The organism is Vicinamibacterales bacterium (assembly GCA_035699745.1).
Lineage (GTDB): Bacteria > Acidobacteriota > Vicinamibacteria > Vicinamibacterales > 2-12-FULL-66-21 > JAICSD01.
Map to the genome: position 1 here is coordinate 1 of DASSPH010000042.1, position 17902 is coordinate 17902.

The 17902-nt window shown below is 68.4% G+C and carries 14 protein-coding genes; 7 read left to right on the forward strand and 7 right to left on the reverse strand.

The features are described from left to right. Nucleotides 1-166 precede the first annotated feature (166 nt). Nucleotides 167-604, reverse strand: a complete 438-nt coding sequence (locus tag VFK57_08555; protein HET7695742.1) for a hypothetical protein — start codon at nucleotides 602-604, stop codon at nucleotides 167-169. Nucleotides 605-634: 30 nt separating this feature from the next. Between VFK57_08555 and VFK57_08560 the strand changes: the two genes are divergently transcribed. After that, nucleotides 635-2581 carry an ATP-binding cassette domain-containing protein gene (locus VFK57_08560; protein ID HET7695743.1) on the forward strand — a complete coding sequence of 649 codons (1947 nt, stop codon included), beginning with the start codon at nucleotides 635-637 and terminating at the stop codon, nucleotides 2579-2581. A 57-nt stretch (nucleotides 2582-2638) separates the two neighbouring features. Here VFK57_08560 and VFK57_08565 read toward each other — a convergent pair whose 3' ends face one another. Together VFK57_08565 and VFK57_08570 are read right to left on the reverse strand one after the other, a co-directional pair. After that, nucleotides 2639-4336, reverse strand: a complete 1698-nt coding sequence (locus VFK57_08565) for a hypothetical protein (GenBank protein ID HET7695744.1) — start codon at nucleotides 4334-4336, stop codon at nucleotides 2639-2641. Nucleotides 4337-4440: 104 nt separating this feature from the next. Further along, on the reverse strand, nucleotides 4441-5007 hold the full coding sequence (locus tag VFK57_08570; GenBank protein HET7695745.1) for a sigma-70 family RNA polymerase sigma factor: 567 nt from the start codon (nucleotides 5005-5007) through the stop codon (nucleotides 4441-4443). Nucleotides 5008-5041: 34 nt separating this feature from the next. Here VFK57_08570 and VFK57_08575 point away from each other — a divergent pair, with 34 nt between their 5' ends. The 3 genes from VFK57_08575 (at nucleotide 5042) to VFK57_08585 (ending at nucleotide 10090) form a co-directional block, all read left to right on the forward strand. After that, nucleotides 5042-7864 (forward strand): serine/threonine-protein kinase, encoded by a 2823-nt coding sequence (locus VFK57_08575; GenBank protein HET7695746.1) that lies wholly within the window; start codon nucleotides 5042-5044, stop codon nucleotides 7862-7864. 713 nt (nucleotides 7865-8577) lie between these two features. Beyond that, nucleotides 8578-9477 (forward strand): hypothetical protein, encoded by a 900-nt coding sequence (locus tag VFK57_08580; GenBank protein HET7695747.1) that lies wholly within the window; start codon nucleotides 8578-8580, stop codon nucleotides 9475-9477. Nucleotides 9478-9544: 67 nt separating this feature from the next. Then, complete coding sequence (locus tag VFK57_08585) at nucleotides 9545-10090, forward strand: GyrI-like domain-containing protein (GenBank protein HET7695748.1); 546 nt, start codon at nucleotides 9545-9547, stop codon at nucleotides 10088-10090. Nucleotides 10091-10121: 31 nt separating this feature from the next. Here the strand turns inward: VFK57_08585 and VFK57_08590 are convergent, their stop codons facing one another. Genes VFK57_08590 through VFK57_08600 form a run of 3 tightly spaced genes read right to left on the reverse strand, consistent with a single transcriptional unit; the run spans nucleotide 10122 to nucleotide 12988 of the window. Further along, the gene (locus tag VFK57_08590) at nucleotides 10122-10676 is read right to left on the reverse strand and encodes a hypothetical protein (GenBank protein ID HET7695749.1); all 555 of its coding nucleotides are present in this window, start codon (nucleotides 10674-10676) and stop codon (nucleotides 10122-10124) included. Further along, nucleotides 10673-11470, reverse strand: a complete 798-nt coding sequence (locus VFK57_08595) for a DNA polymerase ligase N-terminal domain-containing protein (GenBank protein HET7695750.1) — start codon at nucleotides 11468-11470, stop codon at nucleotides 10673-10675. The genes VFK57_08590 and VFK57_08595 overlap by 4 nt, the downstream gene beginning before the upstream one ends. Nucleotides 11471-11482: 12 nt before the next feature. Further along, nucleotides 11483-12988, reverse strand: coding sequence for a peptide MFS transporter (locus tag VFK57_08600; GenBank protein ID HET7695751.1), 1506 nt, complete (start codon nucleotides 12986-12988; stop codon nucleotides 11483-11485). A gap of 24 nt (nucleotides 12989-13012) precedes the next feature. On the opposite strand from VFK57_08600, the gene VFK57_08605 reads away from it, so the two are divergent. The 3 genes from VFK57_08605 to VFK57_08615 all read left to right on the forward strand — a co-directional run bounded on the left by VFK57_08605 (nucleotide 13013) and on the right by VFK57_08615 (nucleotide 17483). Next, nucleotides 13013-14608, forward strand: a complete 1596-nt coding sequence (locus VFK57_08605) for a beta-N-acetylhexosaminidase (GenBank protein HET7695752.1) — start codon at nucleotides 13013-13015, stop codon at nucleotides 14606-14608. A 61-nt stretch (nucleotides 14609-14669) separates the two neighbouring features. Then, on the forward strand, nucleotides 14670-15998 hold the full coding sequence (locus VFK57_08610; GenBank protein ID HET7695753.1) for a CUAEP/CCAEP-tail radical SAM protein: 1329 nt from the start codon (nucleotides 14670-14672) through the stop codon (nucleotides 15996-15998). Nucleotides 15999-16196: 198 nt separating this feature from the next. Then, nucleotides 16197-17483, forward strand: coding sequence for an ATP-grasp domain-containing protein (locus tag VFK57_08615; GenBank protein ID HET7695754.1), 1287 nt, complete (start codon nucleotides 16197-16199; stop codon nucleotides 17481-17483). Between the two features lie 35 nt (nucleotides 17484-17518). On the opposite strand, the gene VFK57_08620 is transcribed toward VFK57_08615, so the two are convergent. Further along, nucleotides 17519-17809, reverse strand: coding sequence for an oxidative damage protection protein (locus tag VFK57_08620; protein HET7695755.1), 291 nt, complete (start codon nucleotides 17807-17809; stop codon nucleotides 17519-17521). Nucleotides 17810-17902: the final 93 nt, after the last annotated feature.

The window sequence follows — 17902 nt, forward strand, 5'->3', positions numbered from 1 at the left end:
GCCGGTAGCCGGTAGCCGGTAGCCGGTAGCCGGTAGCCGGTAGCCAGTAGCCGGTAGCCAGTAGCCGGTAGCCGGTTACCGGCAACTGGCAACTGGCAACTGGCAACTGGCAACCGGCAACTGGCAACCGGCAACTGGCAACCGGCAACTGGTTACCGGCAACTGGTTACCGGACGACTGCTCCTGTTGCGGTGATCTGGTAATCGGCGGACGCTTTCGCATCGTGCCTGGCGTGTTCGGCCGCGGCGTCCTTCGCATGGGCGTCCTGGGCGCCGATCGCTTCGAACCGGCCTTGCGCGGACACCTTCCTGCCCTTCGCGGTCATCGGGAACTTGATCGTGCCCTCGTGCTCGACCTTGAGGCGGATCGTCGGCGCGTTCTTCTCGCCGCTCTCCGCGACCGCCATCCAGCATCCCATGGCCTCGCACACGGCCGTGGCGACACCGTCGATGCGGACGGTCTTGCCGGCGTAGTCCTTCGGTGCCGCGATGATGGCGCTGATGGGCGTGGCGGTGTCGAGCGTGACGCCGGCGCCGATTTTCTCTTCGGCGGCCGCGGCCGCCGGCAACGCCGCCGCCAGCACGGCGGCGAGTAATACCTTCATCGAACCTCCTGATATTCTGCGACTTACGTCGTGCCCATTCTACATCTGCAGCAGGGATCGCTGGCCTTCGGCCACGTGCCGCTCTTCGAAGACGCCGATCTCCGGATCGAGGCCGGCGACCGCATCGCGCTGATCGGCCGCAACGGGACCGGGAAGTCGAGCCTGCTGAAAGCGCTCGCCGGTGAAGTGCCGCTCGACGCCGGGACCCTCTGGCGCGCGCCGGGCCTGCGCATCGCGCGGCTCGAGCAGGATGTGCTCGGACGGGAGCCCGCCGGCGGCGCCTCGGCCGCGCCGCGCGGCGACGGCGAATCCGTATTCGACGTCGTGTCCGGCGGCCTGGGTGCGCTCGGCGACCTCGTCGCCCAGTACCATCACGCCGCCGTCGACGTCGCGGAGCACGCGGGCGACGCGGCGCGGCTCGCGCGCCTGTCGGCGCTTCAACACGCGCTCGAGCTGCAGGACGGCTGGCGTCTCGAACAGCGCGTCGAGCTGGTGATCGATCGGCTCGGGCTGCCGGCGGATCGCCCGATCGGCGAGCTGTCGGGCGGGTGGCGCCGCCGCACGCTGCTGGCGCGCGCGCTGGTGTCCGAGCCGGATCTGCTGCTCCTCGACGAGCCGACCAATCACCTCGACGTCCAGGCGATCGAGTGGCTCGAGGCGTTCCTGCGCGACTTCCGCGGCGCGGTCCTGTTCGTCACGCACGACCGCGCGTTCCTGTCGAGCCTCGCCACCCGGATCGTCGACATGGACCGCGGACGCGTCACATCGTGGCCGGGCTCGTACGCGGCCTATCTCGAGAAGAAGAGCGCCGCGCTCGACGCCGAAGAACGCGATCTCGATCGCCTGGACAGGAAACTGGCGCAGGAGGAAGCGTGGCTGCGGCGCGGCGTCAAGGCGCGGCGGACGCGCAACGAGGGACGCGTCAAGGCGCTGCTGGCGCTGCGCGCCGAGCGGGCGGCGCGCCGCGCGCAGGTCGGCAGCGCGCGCATGGTGATCGACGGGGCCGCCCCGACCGGGAAGATGGTGTTCGAGGCCAAAGGGGTCAGCAAGTCGTACGGCGGCGTCCCGGTCATCCGCGACTACTCGCAGCGGATCCTCCGCGGCGACCGGGTCGGCCTCATCGGACCGAACGGTTCCGGCAAGTCCACCCTGCTGCGCCTGCTGGTGCAGGAGATCGAACCGGACGCCGGAACGATCCGCCACGGCACGCGCCTCGAGATCGCCTATTTCGATCAGCAGCGCGAGCAGCTGGATCCCGATCGGACGGTGGCCGACACGATCAGCGACGGCAACGATGTCGTCATCATCAACGGCGAGCCGAAGCACGTGATCGGCTATCTCGGCGACTTCCTCTTCCCGCGGGAACGGGCGCAGTCGCCGGTGCGTTCGCTCTCGGGAGGGGAGCGCAACCGGCTGCTGCTCGCGCGCCTCTTTGCGCGCCCGGCGAACGTGCTCGTGCTCGACGAGCCGACCAACGATCTCGACATCGAGACGCTGGAGCTGCTCGAGGAGCTGGTCGGCAGCTTCGACGGCACGGTCCTGCTCGTCAGCCACGATCGCGTGTTCCTCGATCGCGTCGTCACCAGCACGCTCGCGTTCGAAGGGGAAGGCAGGGTCGTCGAATACGTCGGCGGTTATGGGGATTACCTGCGCCAGCGCCGCGCCGGGGGCGCCGAGCACGCGGCCGCCGCCGACACGGCCAAGAGTGCGGCAGGCGGGGAGCGCCGGCGAGAGCGGCCGCGCAAGCTGTCGTTCAAAGAGCAGCGCGAGCTGGACGCGCTCCCCGATCGGATCGCGGCGCTGGAGGAGGAGCAGCGGCGGCTGAAGGAGGAATCCGCCGCGCCGGAGTTCTATCGCGCCGGCGCGGCGCACATCGACGCGGTGCTCGCGCGCATCGATGCGGTGCAGCGGGAACTGGATGCGGCGCTGGAGCGATGGATGCAGCTGGAGGCGGTGAAGGAAAGCTCTGCACGCTGAAGCCGCACCGCGAACGACTGCCCTGACACAGGCTCGTCAGGGCAGTCGCCTCGGCCATCACTTGGCCAGCAGCGTCTTGGTGAATGACGGTCCGCCGATCACTTTCACCTCGACGACGAGCTCCTCCGTGTCGTAGAGCGCGCGCCACGCATTCAGCGCCAGCCTCGCCGCATCCACCTTCTCAGAGGTGTGGAGTGACAGCGGATCGTCATCATTGGTCGGCAGCAGCGCCATCCACCCCTTCGGATCCTGAACCGGGTCGAGCGTCAGGGCGATCCGCATCGTCTTGCCGGGACGAATGGGCGGGATGAAGAACAGCTCGTCCTTGTAGCGGCCGCTCGGATCGTGGATCCGCAGCGTGTCCGTCATCGACAGATGCTCGCTGCTCGGGTTCGTCAGATTGAGCACGACGATCGGACCGTGGAACTGGTAGCTGACGTCGGGAATCAGCTGTTCCGAGCCGTCGCCTCCGGTGAACACACTTGCGACCGCGTTGTCGATCAACTTGGCCGCCTGCTTCCGCAGCTCCTCCCTGACTGGCTCTGGCACCGGGACACCCTGCGCTTCGGCGTAATTGGCGACGGCATCGACGAGGTACCCTTCACCCATCGCCTTCAGCTGCTCGACGTCGGGAATTTCCGGCGGCATCCCGGCCGCGGCCATCGCGGTGCTCAAGGCGATCGACGCGCACGTCTCGTTGCAGGGAATGCCGAGATCGGTCAGAACGCCCGACATCTGCGACGCCGCCTCCGCCTTGATGTCGCTGTAGGTGTCGGCGACCCAGTCGGCGAAGTCGGCGGCGAATTCGAAGAAATCGGCAAACGCCCCGAACACGTCTTCGAAAATGCTGGAGTCGTCGTCACAAATGTTTGCTGTGGTGCCTTTCTCGATGACACCGCCGAGGTAGGGGACGTCCCTGCTGTAGATGACATGGCAAGTCCAGTCGAACGTGTAGGGACGCACCGGGTAGTACTCGACAAGGTCGACCCACGGGTGGACGAACACGACGGGGGGCAGCACGTTCGTCGGATCCGGTTCGAAGAACTCCAGGATGACGACGTTGCTCGGCGGCCCGCTGGTTTTGCCGTCGGCATCCAGCGGGACGACGCGTGCGTACAGGGACATCGACTGGGCGATGACCGGATCCGCCTGGACGGCGTAGGCCTGCGCCGATGCGCGCGAATCATCCGGGATGATGGCGCCGGGGAACCGGACGTTGAGAGCGCCCGATCGCGTGATCCGCGTGGTCGGCGTAATCTCCGTGGGCGGCAAAGCGATTCCGCCCGAAGTGAACGCCCCGGCCAGTCCCTGGAAGGCGAGCTTCGGGGTCCAGTTCGGCGGCCGCGGCGCCAGCAGATTGAGATCGACGAAGAACAACTGGGTGGACGACGTTCCGGTGAGACCAAAGCCTGGCGCCGGGACGAAGTCGCCGGCGGCCGGGAACGGGTACTTCGAGAGCTCCCAGCGGACGGATGTGACCGCCGTGGTGTTCGCGCTCCAGAGGAACCGCCAGTCGAGATCGGTCCGGTTCCAGTCGATCTGCACCGGCCCGGCGACCAGATTGAACTCGTGATCGGGAAGAAGGTGGCCGTCCCAGGCCCGCAGCGTGACCTGCGGGGGCGGAGGAGCGAGGAACGAGAACTTCAGGACTTCGGTCGGCAGGCCGGTGCCTTGCGCGAAGGCCGCAGCGGTGGTCAGCCCGATGGTCGCGACCGTCAGCGCTGCGCGCTGCGAGAGACGGGTACATGGCTGCATGAGACCTCCAATGGCGGCGCGTCCGCAGTCGCGCCGTCATCAGGACAAACGCAATCGGCGAGCGGGACGGGCCACGTGGCCCCGCCGTCTCGTGAAATGCGTTCTTACAGGCGGGGGGTCAGTTCGGCGTGGAGCAGCGCGCGCGCCTTGCGCCAGTCTCGTTTCACCGTGCGCTCGGAACACCCGAGGACAGCGGCGGTTTCTTCCACCGAGAGACCGCCGAAGTAGCGGAGCTCGACGACCCGGCTGAGCCATTCGTCCAGCTGTGCGAGACGCTCCAGCGCGGCATCCAGTTCGACGATCTGCTCGGCGCGCTCGACGGCCGGCAACTCGACATCGTCAGCCGGCACGAGATGGACGCCGCCTCCGCGCTTGTTCGCCGCGCGCCGCCGGGCGTAGTCGACGGTGAGCTGGCGCATGGCCCTGGCCGCCAGCGCGAAAAAGTGATGACGATCGTGCACCTGCAGTTGCGACTGGTCGGCCAGCTTCAGATAGACTTCGTGGACCAGCGCGGTCGTCTGGAGCGTCTGGTCGCGCCCGTCCCGGAATCGACGACGCGCCAGCGATCGCAGCTCCTCGTAGACGAGCGGCATCAGCCGGTCGATGGCGTCTCGATCGCCATGGCGCCAGGCGGCGAGCAGGCCGGTGATCGTCGTCGCGTCAGGCGACATCTTCTGGACTCTGACAGGATTCTACGGCGGCTTCATGCAGCCTGCTGATGCGGATCGCTGGCGGCGTCTCCAGTCCCTGCTGGACGGGGCTCTCGATCTGCCCGCCGAGCAGCGGGCCAGCTGGCTCGCGGCCGCCTGTCCGGCCGACCCCTCGGTGCGGGAGGAGGTCGAGCGGATCCTGGCCCAGGACGCGGCGACCGGCGGCATCCTGGATGTCAGCCCCGACCCGCTCCTCCAATCGGCGCTCGATGAACACAAGCGCGACGATACCGGCGGGGGGCGCTTCATCCCCGGTGTCGTCCTCGCCGGCCGCTACCGTGTCGTGACGCTGCTCGGCCGCGGCGGCATGGGTGAGATCTACCGCGCCGACGATCTCAAGCTCGGGCAGCCCGTCGCCCTCAAGTTCCTGCCGTCCCGGCTGACGGACGACGAGCGCCTGCTGGCCGCACTCGTCCGCGAGGCGCGCATCGCGCGGCAAGTGTCGCACCCGAACGTCTGCCGGGTGTACGACATCGGCGAGGCCGATCGGCACACCTTCATCACGATGGAGTTCATCGACGGTGAGGACCTCCGATCGCTGCTGAAGCGCATCGGGCAGCTGCCGGCCGCGAAGGCGCTCGACATCGCGCGGCAGTTGTGTGCGGGGCTGCAGGCCGCGCACGAGCTCGGCGTGCTGCATCGCGATCTCAAGCCCGCCAACGTGATGCTGGATGCGCGCGGGCGCGTGCGGATTACCGATTTCGGGATCGCCGTCGCCGCCGGCGACCGTGCCGCGGACCGTTTCGCGGGGACGCCCGCCTACATGGCCCCGGAGCAGCTCGATGGCCGGCCGGCGAGTCAGCGGAGCGACGTCTATGCCCTCGGCCTCGTCATCTACGAGTTGTTCACCGGCGTGCGCGCGTTCGACGCCGCGAACGTCGATGACGTGCGCCGCCTGCACGAGTCCGCTGCGCCGGCGAAGCCGAGCGCGCTCGTCGCGCATCTCGATCCCCGGATCGAACGCGCGCTGCTCGCCTGTCTCGAGACGGATCCGGAACTGCGTCCCGCTTCGGCGCGCGCGCTGCTCGCCGCGCTCCCCGGCGGCGATCCCATCGAGGCGGCGGCGGAAGCCGGCGAAACACCGTCGCCGGAGCTGATCGCGCTGTCCGGTCCGGATGGATCGCTCCGGCCGGCAGTGGCGTTCAGTGTCCTCGCGGCATTGGTGATGGCGATGGGCGTGTCGTGGCGGCTCGCCGATCGCGCGTCGGTGCTTGGCTGGGTGCAGTTTCCGCGCGGGGCAGAGGTGCTCGAGGATCGCGCGCGCGGCATCCTCCAACGATTGGGATACGCCTCGGACCCGCTGGACCGTGTGGGTTTCATCATCGCCGGCATCGATCGCTACCGCCGGTACGTCCGCGCCCATGACCGGTCGCCGCGGCGCTGGGATCCGCTGCGCGAGCCGGGGCAGTGGGACGTCCTGTTTGGCTATCGCGAGTCACGTGGAACGCTGCTGCCATGGAATCCCGACGGTCAGGTCAGGGGCGATGATCCCGCGCCGCGCCCGGGGGATGCGCAGGTGCTCACCGATGTGCGCGGCCACCTCGTCGCGCTGCTCGTGCACTCTGACGCGGCGGACGCGCCGGCGCCGAATCCCGCCGCAGCCGACTGGACACCGCTGTTTCAAGAGGCCGGCCTCGACCCGTCATCGTTCCAGCCCGCCGCGCCGACGCGAAATCCTGAGGTGTTCGCCGAGACGCGTGCCGCGTGGTCGGGCACCGGCGCCGGCGGGTATCCGATCCGCGTCGAAGCGGCGGCGCATCGCGGGCGGCCGGTGTATTTCGAGCAGGTGGTTCCCTGGGATGCGTACTGGGATCCGTCGAACCCACTCGAGGGGGCCGCTATTCTCAACCGCCAATCGACGCTGATGCATCGCGTGCTGGCGCTCCTGTCACTGATCGCCATGCCGCTGGCGGCGGCGGTGCTCGTGGCGCGGAACTGGCTCAACGGCCGCGGGGACCGGGCCGGCGCACTCCGGGTCGCCGCGCTCGTGTTCGCGCTGCGGATGACCTCCTGGTTTCTCGGCGCGCACCACGTTCCGAGTGTGCGCGACGAATGGATCCTGTTCACCATCGGCCTGGGCAAGGCGCTCGTCGATGCCGCGGCGGGCTGGGCCCTGTATCTGGCAGTCGAGCCGTACGCCCGGCGCCTGCACCCGCGGTTTCTCGTCTCATGGACGCGGCTCCTGCGCGGCCGCTTTCGGGATCCGCTCGTCGGTCGAGACCTGCTTTGCGGCATCAGCCTGTCGGCGGCGACCGTGTTGTTGACGGTGCAGCTGCCTGTCGTGCTGCCGCACGCGCTCGGCGCGGAGGCGCCGCCGCCGCCGATGTTCCACCCGATCGGCAACCTGCCCTATCTCTTCGTGCTGAACGCGCCTCCGCCTCAGGCGCTGCTCGGCGGCCGCCACGCCCTCGCCGCCGTCAGCTCGGTCGGCTTGATCACGCTCGGGATCGCGCTCGCCTTCCTGGTCGTGCTCCTGGCGCTGAACATCCTGTTGCGGCGGCTCTGGCCGGCGATCGCGGTCTTCGCCGGGCTGTTGATCGCAATCAACCCGATCGCGGAAGCCTCCGGCTACAGCGCCGTCAGCGTCGCGGCGTCGCTCGCTTCGACCCTGGTCTTCGTGCTGGCCTTGCGTTTCGGGCTCGTCGGTGTCCTCGCACACTGGTTCGGCGCGATGATGTGGATGAACTTTCCCGTCACGAGCCGAGTCGACGCCCCGTATTTCGCCATCGGCCTGTTCGGCCTCGCGGTCGTTGCCGCAGCCGGCGCATATGGGGCGGTGATCGCCTCGCGTCTCTCTTCGTCACGACGCGCTGCGTGAACCGAGAAGGGCGCGCGGGGCAGTAGATACACCCCGTGGCTCAGGTCACCATCGAAAGCCCGATCCTGAATTCCCCCTTCGAGGCGCCCCATACGGCACTTCAAGTTCGATCACGGCGGCATCACGACGGACGTCGAGATGGACGCTCGATCGGATCAACCCGAACACGGAGATCAACCGCATCCGGGAACGCGTCGATCGCTGGCGGCAGGGTGGATACGTCGACGTGACACCGCCGACGCGCCGGCTGCTGGCCTGCTGGAACGACCCGGCGAGAGAGCGGAAGCTGTTCTTCTGCCAGCGCGAAGCGGTCGAAACCGCGATCTATCTCTCGGAGGTCGCTGCGCGCTACGGTGACGCCTGGATCGAGAACTACCTGCGCGACACCGACGCCGAGTACAATGCGTCGACCGAGAAGCCCTCGGGCCCCTGCGCAAGCCACTCCGCGATGGCGACCCCGTCGTTTTCTGAACGTCGCCCCAGTGCTCATCGCGCTTTTCGTCGCCGTTGCACTGCTGCAGTCCTTACGCCTTCGAGGGGGCGGCAAGCGAGGCGAACATCCAGCTGCGTTGCCGCGCCCACAACCAGCACGAGGCGCGCGAGGTGTTCGGTCCCTTCGTGCTGCGCGAGCGGGCGGCGGAGGGTTACGATGTCGCCAAATCAGGGACGTCCGGCTGGCCCGTAAGCGGCGGGTATGGAGCGAGCGTCGGGCCATGAAATTGATCCTCAGCCGGAAGGGCTTCGATTCGTCGCCGCAGTACGGCGCCTGCGCGAGTCCGATTCTGCCCGACGGCCGGATGGTCTCGCTGCCAATCCCGCACGCGAGCGGAACGACAACGTTTGGCGAGCTGGGCTACGTGCGGCTGGATGTCGGCCAACTCGTTTCAGACCTGACCGGAGGGAAACTGACGGGGGCGGAGCGCGCGCATCTCGACCCCGATCTCGATCCGGCTGTCCGCCCGAGACGTCGTGGTTGGCGAGCCGCGTTCGGCCAGGCCGGCGCGGCGCAGCGACATCTCGAACGGCAGGGCGTCGGCGTCGGCGACCTGTTTCTGTTCTTTGGCTGGTTTCGTCGAGTCGAGAAATCCGGCGAGTGCTATCGCTATCGAGATGCGCCCAGCGGTGCGCACGTAATCTTCGGCTGGCTCCGCGTCGGCCACGTTCTGCGAGTCGGCCTTGACGATCTTCCCGACTGGCTCGGCGACCATCCCCACGCCGGGCGGGATTGGGCGCACAATACGATTTACGTGGGGGAGCCCTCCGGCGGTGGTGGTTCGTTCGAACGATTCCACCCCTGCCTGCAGTTGACCGATCCGGCCGCGACGCGCCGATCGATCTGGCGGCTCCCTTCTGACTTTCTGCCGGGATCGCGGCCGCCACTGACCTATCACGGCGATGCGAGGCGATGGGTGGACGATGGCGATTCCTGTCGGCTGCAGAGTGTGGCGAAGGGGCAGGAATTCGTGCTGGACCTGGCCGACTATCCCCGCGTCCGACAATGGGCAGGGGATACCATTCGAGGCGGGAGCAGCAGCTCGCCGGCGTCGGCGCCGGTCTTTACCGCACGACGAGCCGGCCGTTCGCCGCGCCGGAGTCCGGCAGGATTGCCGTGAAGGTGATCAACCACTACGGGGACGAGGTGCTCAAGGTCTACGACGTCTGACACCGGCGGAGCCGTGCATGAGTGAACCGGCCCTCCACACCATCAAGCTCGAACGCCTCGCTGCCGTGCCGCTCGCCGTCGTCCGGCGGCAGGCGCAGGGCGCCGCCCTCGCGCGCGTCGTGCCGGAGTGCTGCGGACTGGTGTGGAACGCGTTGCGCGCGCAAGGCCTCCGCGGTGGACGGCACGTCGCGGTCTACCGGGACGACGCGATCACGCTGGATGTCGGCGTCGAGTTCGACGGGCCGTTCGACGGCGCCGGTGAGGTCGTGGCGTCGGCCACCCCGGCGGGATTGGCCGCTTCGACGATCCACCTCGGCCCGTATGGCGGCCTTGGCGCCGCGCACGACGCGGTCCGCCAGTGGTGCGAGAGCCACGGCCATCGGCTCGCGGGTCCTCGGTGGGAGATCTACGGCCACTGGCAGCCCGAGTGGAACGAACATCCGTCGCGCATCCGCACGGATGTCTTCTACCTGCTGGGCGAGTCGCCGATCGTGAACGCGATCGAGACCACGTCCCGGCCGGAGGCGGGGCGCCACACAACGAGGCTTGCGTCCGGCGCGTAACCTGCGCGAACCTCGAACCTCGAACCTCGCCCTACTTGAAGCTGTTCGCGAACAGCGCTTCGATCGCGCCCTTCCCGTTGTCATGAATCTTGCGCGTGCCGGTGCCCGTGAAATGCGCGTGCGTGATCGTCGGCACCCCCTGCGCTTTCCAATCGCGCCCCGTCCAGCAGAACCAGCTGTCCTTCTCCTCGTCGAACACGCAGAGCGGCTTGTTGCACAGCTTGGCGAATTCCGCCCCCCAGCCGGTGCCGCCGCGGACCGTGCCGTCTTCGAGGATCACCCCGACCACGTAGACTTCCTGGCCGTTGTTGACCTGATACCAGATCGACTGCAGCACCTTCCGCAGCGTCGGGCTGTCGGTGTAGCGCCGGTTCATCAACCGCCCGACGTATTCGAGGCTCACATCGCCGGCCTGCAGTTCCTCGTGGTTGAGGACGCGGATCCCGCGGCGCCGCGCTTCGGCGTGTCCGTCGAACGTGAAATTGACTTCCTCGATGCCGTAGCGCTCGGCGCAGGCGCCGAACTCCGCTTCCGCGCCCGGCGCCGCGCCGCTGAACAGGATGTAGTCGCTTCTCTGCATGATCACCGCTTCTTCGTGGACTTGGTCGAGGTCCTGGCCGCGCGCGGACGGGCTGCCGCCTTGCGCCTGGCCGTCTTCGCGGGCGCCGCCGGTTCCGGCGCCGCCCCTTTCATCTCCAGCGCGCGCCGGACGATCTTCTCGAACATCGCGCCGGTCTCGCCGCCCTGTGCCGGACGATTCGAGATCCAGATCTCCGGGTCGCCGTCGGCGAGGATGTCGGCGAAATCCCCGTCGCTCTTCACGCTCTTCGGCGCGAACTCGGTGATGTCGACGTCCCCCGCCCAGTCATCGCGGTGCTTGATCAGCAGCCACGAGCGCGCTCCGTCGCCGCCGCGCGCGCCGGGGTACCGGCCGCCGGTCCGCACCAGCACCCACGATCCCTTGAGCTTGTAGCCGTCCAGCGTGAACTTCAGATCCCCCTTCTTCAGCGCCGCATCCACATCGTCGACCTGCGGCGTCCACGTGCCCTGATCCCACAGCATCACGATTCCGGCGCCGTAGCCGGACGGGATCACCCCCTCGAAGGTGCCGTACTCGATCGGATGATCCTCGACGTGCATCGCGAGCCGCTTCGTCTTCGGATCGAGCGACGGACCCTTCGGCACCGCCCACGAGAGCAGCACGCCCTTGTATTCGAGGCGGAAGTCGTAGTGCAGATGGCTGGCGAGGTGCTTCTGCACGCAGAAGAACAGCCCCGCCGCCGGCTCGCGTCCGGCACGCTCGGCCGCCAGCGTCACGTCGCCCGCGGGCTCGGGCGTGGAGGTGAAGTTCCGCTTCTGTTTGTATTTCTCGAGAACCATGGCGCGCCCGCTTCAGTTGACGCGGCCCATGAGCCGCTTGATGGGCGGCGTCAGCGCGAACATCACGATGGCGACCGCCAGCCCGAAGCTCGCCACGGCGCCGAACAGCGAGGGCAGCGGAAACGATTCGTAGAAGCCCGACACCCGCCCGCCGATGTAGTTGCCCACCGAGGTCGCCAGGAACCAGATGCCCATGACGAGGCCGGCAATGCGGACGGGCGCCAGCTTCGTCATCGCGCTCAATCCGACCGGACTGAGGCAGAGCTCGCCGATCGTGTGCAGGATGTAGGTCGCCGTCAGCCACATCGGGCTGACCTGGATCCCCTGCTGGGACATCTGCGCCGCAGGGATCAGGATCGCGAACCCGGCTGCCACGAACACCAGCCCGATCGCGAACTTCGCCGGACTGGAAGGTTCCTTGTCGATCGCCCCGAGGCGAATCCAGATCCAGGCGAAGACGGGCGCGAGAAGCCACAGGAACAGCGAGTTCGCCGACTGGAACCAGCTGCTCGGGAACGGCATCCCGGCGAACGAGGTCCGCGTGTTGCGATCCGCGAACAGATTGAGCGTCGAGCCCGCCTGCTCGAACACCGACCAGAACACGCCGGCCGCCAGGAAGAGCGCGGCGATCGCGTAGAGCCGCCGGCGTTCCTCCGGCGTCCACTCGCTGGTGCTGAAGAGCCATCCGAAAAAGCCGAGCGTCAGGAACAGCAGGAAGTAGCCCGCCGCATCCGAGATCTGCGTGGCGGTCACCGGCAGCGCGCCGGTGTACGTCCCGATCGCGAAGCCGGCCGCGAGCGCCAGCAGGATCGCGCCGAAAATCAGGGCCCGCGTGCGGAGGCGGGCAGCGGCAGCCGGGCTCTCCGACGGCGCCGGCCTCAGGCCGACGTCTCCGAGGTGCTTGCTGCCGAGCACGTACTGGATCAACCCCACGGTCATTCCGACGCCCGCCGCGGCGAAGCCGATGTGCCAGCTGATGTTCTGTCCGAGATATCCGCAGATGATCGGCGCGAAGAACGCCCCCATGTTGATCCCCATGTAGAAGATCGAGAACCCGGCGTCCCGCCGTTTGTCCTCCGGGGCGTAGAGATAGCCGACGATGACGCTGACGTTCCCCTTCAGCAGACCGGTGCCGATCACGATGAGGAACAGGCCGAGATAGAACGTGGCCAGCGACGGGAACGCCATGCAGAAATGCCCCGACGCGATGAGGATGCCGCCGTAGAGCACGGCGCGTCGCTGCCCGATCAGCCGGTCCGCCACCCACCCTCCGGGCAGCGTCATCATGTAGACCATCGAGGTGTAGAGGCCGTAAATCGCCCCGGCGGTCGCGGTGTCGAAGCCGAGCCCGCCCGCCGCGAGCGGCGCCGTCATGAACAGGATGAGGAGCGCGCGCATCCCGTAGTAGCTGAAGCGCTCCCACATCTCCGTGAAGAACAGCGTCGAGAGCCCGCGGGGGTGCCCGAAGAACCGGGTGTCGAGCGCGACGGCCGCGGCATCCTTCACTGGGGTCGGCATCCGGGCGAGTGTAACCTATAGCCAATGGCGATTGACCATCGCACTCTGGCGATCGCGCTGGTCCTTGCACTCGCGGCCGGCGCCTGCGCGCGCGCGCCGCGCCCGAACATGCCGCGGCCGTCGCCGGTCCGCGAGCCCGCCGCTCCGGCCATGCAGCAGCTCATTCCGCTCCCGAAACAGCTCGACCTCGCCAGTGGCGCCCCCTTCGCGATCGGCGCGTCCACCGTCATCGGCGTGACCTCGGCGGATCCCGCGGCCGCGCGCAGCGCGCGCGAGCTCGCCGAATGGATCCGCCGCGCCACCGGACTGCGCCTCGGATCGCAGGCATCGGCCGGCAACCGGATCGACATCGCGATCGATCCGGCGCGGCAGGCGCTCGGCCCGGAAGGGTACGAACTGACCATCGAGGCGCAGCGCCTGGCGCTGAGCGCCGCGGCGCCGGCAGGGCTCTTCTACGGCGTTCAGACGCTCCGGCAGCTGCTGCCGCCGTGGGCCGAGCACGAGGCGGTGCTGTTCCCGCAGCCGCGCACGGTGACGCTGCCGGCGCTCCGCATCGTCGACACGCCGCGGTTCGCCTGGCGGGGCGCGATGCTCGACGTCGCGCGCCATTTCTTCGCCCCGGACGACGTCAAGCGGTACATCGACCTGCTGGCGCTCCACAAGATGAACCGCCTGCACCTGCACCTCTCGGACGATCAGGGCTGGCGGATCGAGATCAGGAAGTGGCCGGATCTCACGGCGAAGGGCGGCGCGACCGAGGTCGGCGGCACCCCGGGCGGGTTCTACACGCAGGAGCAGTACAAGGATCTCGTCGCCTACGCCGCCGAGCGGTTCATCACGATCGTGCCCGAGATCGACATGCCCGGGCACACCAACGCGGCGTTGTCGTCCTATCCGGCGCTCAACTGCAACCGCCAGGCGCCGCCGCCGTTCACCGGCACCGACGTCGGGTTCAGCTCGCTGTGTGTCGACAACGAGGACACCTACCGGTTCATCGACGACGTGGTGGGGGAGATCGCCGCGCTCACGCCTGGTCCGTACTTCCACATGGGCGGCGACGAGGTGAAGACCCTCGAGCCGGAGAAGTACCGCGCGTTCGTGGAGCGGGTGCAGAGCATCGTGCAGAAGCACGGGCGCGAGATGATCGGCTGGGACGAGATCGCGGCGGCCACGCTGCTGCCGACGACGATCGTGCAGCACTGGCGCCCGGACGCGGCGAGGACCGAGCTGGCGCGCGCGCCGCGTCTGATTCTCTCGCCGGCGAACCGCCTGTATCTGGACATGAAGTACGACGCCGACACCGCGCTGGGCCTGCGGTGGGCGGCGCTGATCCCGGTGGAGGCGGCGTATGGCTGGGATCCGGCGACGCTGCTCCCCGACGTCCCGCCCGGCAGGATTCTCGGCATCGAGGCGGCGCTCTGGTCCGAAACGCTCGCCACCATCCGCGACGTGGAGTTCATGGCGATGCCGCGGCTCGCCATCGCCGCCGAGAAGGCATGGGCGAGTCCGGTGGAACAACAGGGGTGGCCGCAGTTCCGCGAGCGCCTCGGCGCGCAGGGCCCGCGCTGGACCGCCATGGGGATCAACTTCTACCGTGCCCCCGGCGTGCCGTGGAAGTGACGGTGTCGGCTCCCAGTCGCCAGCGTCCGCGGGACGTGACAGGATCACGAGTGTCACGCGAATGAACGTGGTTCTGATCAGCACCTACGACCTCGGACGGCAGCCCTTCGGCCTGGCCTCGCCGGCGGCGTTCCTGCGCGGCGCCGGGCACGAGGTGCGGCCCGTCGACGTGACGCGGGAGAAGCTCCGCGAGGACGACATCCGGCAGGCCGGTGTGGTCGCGTTCTACCTGCCGATGCACACGGCGACCCGCCTCGCGCTGCCGGTGATGGATCGGGTGCGCGCGCTGAATCCGTCGGCGCATCTCTGCGCCTACGGGCTGTACGCGCCGCTGAATGCCGACGTCCTGCGCGAGCACGGCGTACACACGATCCTCGGCCCCGAGTTCGAGCGTGCCCTGGTCGATCTCTGCTCCCCCGGCGGCTTTCGCGTTCAGCCGGACGATCCGCTCCCGCGGATCACGTTCGTCACACCCGATCGCTCCGATCTCCCGCCGCTCACACGCTATGCCTCGCTGCAGATTGGCGACGAGCGCCGCGTCGCCGGCTACACGGAAGCGACGCGGGGGTGCAAACACCGCTGCCGGCATTGCCCGATCGTGCCCGTGTACGACGGACGGTTCCGCGCGGTGGACGCCGGCGTGGTCCTCGCCGACGTCCGCGCGCAGGTCGCCGCCGGGGCGCAGCACATCACGTTCGGCGACCCGGACTTCTTCAACGGCCCGACGCACGCGCTGCGCATCGTCGAGGCGCTGGCGCGCGAGTGTCCGGGTGTCAGCTACGACGTGACCATCAAAGTCGAGCACCTGAAGAACCATGCCGCGGTGCTGCCGCGGCTCCGCGACACGGGCTGCGCGTTCGTGACCTGCGCGGTCGAGTCGTTCGACGACGAGGTGCTCGAGAAGCTCGAGAAAGGGCACACCCACGCCGATTTCGCCGCCGTGGTCGAGCACTGTCGCGCGATCGGCCTCACGCTGTCGCCGACGTTCGTCGCGTTCACGCCGTGGACGACGCTCGACGGCTACGCCGCGATGCTGCAGGAGATCGATCGGCTGCACCTGGTGCCGGCGGTCGCCCCGATCCAGTACGCCATCCGGCTGCTGATTCCGCAGGGCTCGCGGATGCTGGAGCTGCCGGAGGTGCGTCGGGTGGTGACCGGCTTCAACCCCGCCTCGCTGGCGCATGGCTGGCGCCATCCCGATCCGCGCGTCGACGCGTTGCAGCAGGAGATAGAGCGGCTGGTCGGGTCGCGCCTGAACGCACCGCGGGACGAGATGTTCGGGCGGGCCTGGGATCTCGCGCACGCCGCGGCGGCCTCGGTGCCCCCGGCGCGCGAACCGCTGGTGTCCCGCGCCGCGGTGCCCTACTTGAACGAGCCTTGGTACTGTTGAGCGGAGCCCAGCACAGAGCAGGTGGCTCTGATATAACCAATTGCCGATGGCCGATTGCAGATTGCCGATCGAAAGCTGCCGATTGCAGAGTGCCGATCGACGGAGTGACGACTGCCGATTGGCCAATCGCCAATCCGTCGATCTTCAATCCCCCAATCTTCAATCCGTCGATCTGCCGTCTGCAATCGTCGATCGGCAATGACACGAGTTCTCCTCTTCTCTCACACGACCGGATACCAGCTGCGCGCGTTCGACGACGCGGCGGCGCGGCTCGGGATCGAACTGGTGTTTGCGACCGATCGTTGTCATCGGCTCGATGACCCGTGGCAGGACCGCGCAATTCCGGTGCGGTTCTACGACATCCCGCTGTCGCTGGATCGGATCTTCCGCCGCGCGCGGGAGTTTCCGGTCGGCGGCATTCTCGCCGTCGGCGACCGTCCCGTCGTCCTCGCCGCGCACGTTGCGCAGGCGCTGGGCATCCGGTGGCACTCCGTCGCCGGCGCCGAGGCGAGCACCGACAAGTGCCGGTCGAGGGTGCTGCTCGCGACCGCGGGGCTGCCCGCGCCCCGCTTCGCCATCCGCAACCTGCGCGCCGCGCTGAGAGACCTGCGACCCGGCCTCGGCGATCCGCGGCCGGACGTCAGCTTTCCCGTCGTCTTGAAGCCGGTGGGGCTCTCCGGCAGCCGCGGCGTCATTCGCGCGAACGACGACGAGGAGTACGCGGAGGCGTTCGACCGGATCAGGGCGCTGCTGGCGCGGCCGGACGTGCGCGCCGCGCGGACCGGCCTCGAAGACGAGATCCTGGTCGAGCAGTACATCGACGGCGACGAGTTCGCGCTCGAAGGCGTCCTGACCGACGGCGTCCTGCGCGTGTTTGCGCTGTTCGACAAGCCCGATCCGCTCGTCGGGCCGTTCTTCGAGGAAACGATCTACGTGACGCCGTCGCGCACCGCACCGGAGCTCCAGTCCCGCATCGCGAAGGCGGTGGAGGCGGCGGCCCACGCGCTCGGCCTCGGACACGGCCCCGTTCACGCGGAGTGCCGTATGACACCACAGGGTGAGATTTACATACTCGAGGTGGCCGCACGTCCGATTGGCGGACTCTGTTCGCGCGTGCTGACGTTCGCGTCCCCCCCGGTTTCGCTCGAGATGGTGCTGCTGCAGCACGCGATAGGGCAGTCGATCGATCGCTACACGCGTGAACCGGACGCCGCGGCGGTGATGATGATTCCCATCCCGCGGCGGGGCATCTTCAAGCGGATGAACGGCGTCGAGGCCGCGTCGCGGGTGGCGGGCGTGAGCGAGATCCGCATCACCGCCAAGGAGGGACAGATGCTCGAACCGCTTCCGGAAGCAGGCAGTTATCTCGGCTTCCTCTTCGCGCGGGGCGGGCGCCCCGAAGACGCGGAGCGTGCGGTTCGCGACGCGCACGCGCTGCTCGATCCCGAGATTGCGCCGGCGCTGTTGGCCGACGCGCGGGGGTGAGTGCGATTCGCCGGGCCAGGGCAAGCCTGGAGCTGCTACTGTTTGCCTTGTTGTGGAACGTATCCGGGCGGGAGCGCCGCGCCTTCGCCGAAGAAGAAATCCTCCATGTGCTTGGCCACGAGCTGCTGCGCCTCTTTCTGCCAGGGCATGAGGCGGTACTCGTTCAGGATCATCTTCATCCGCTCTTCCCACATTTTCCACGCGTCCGCGGAAATATTCTCGTAGACGCGCTGACCGAGCTCGCCTGGCCAGGGCGGGGTGTCGAGTCCGGGAAGTTCACGCTGCAGTTTCTTGCACATCACGATGCGGGGCGCCATGCCGCCCATGGTACCCCATCCCGAACCTCATGTATTGCCTTACAGCCGCAGGTGTAGCGATTCGCTCCAGCGTTCAGTCGGCTCCGTACGGGTCGTCCGCTA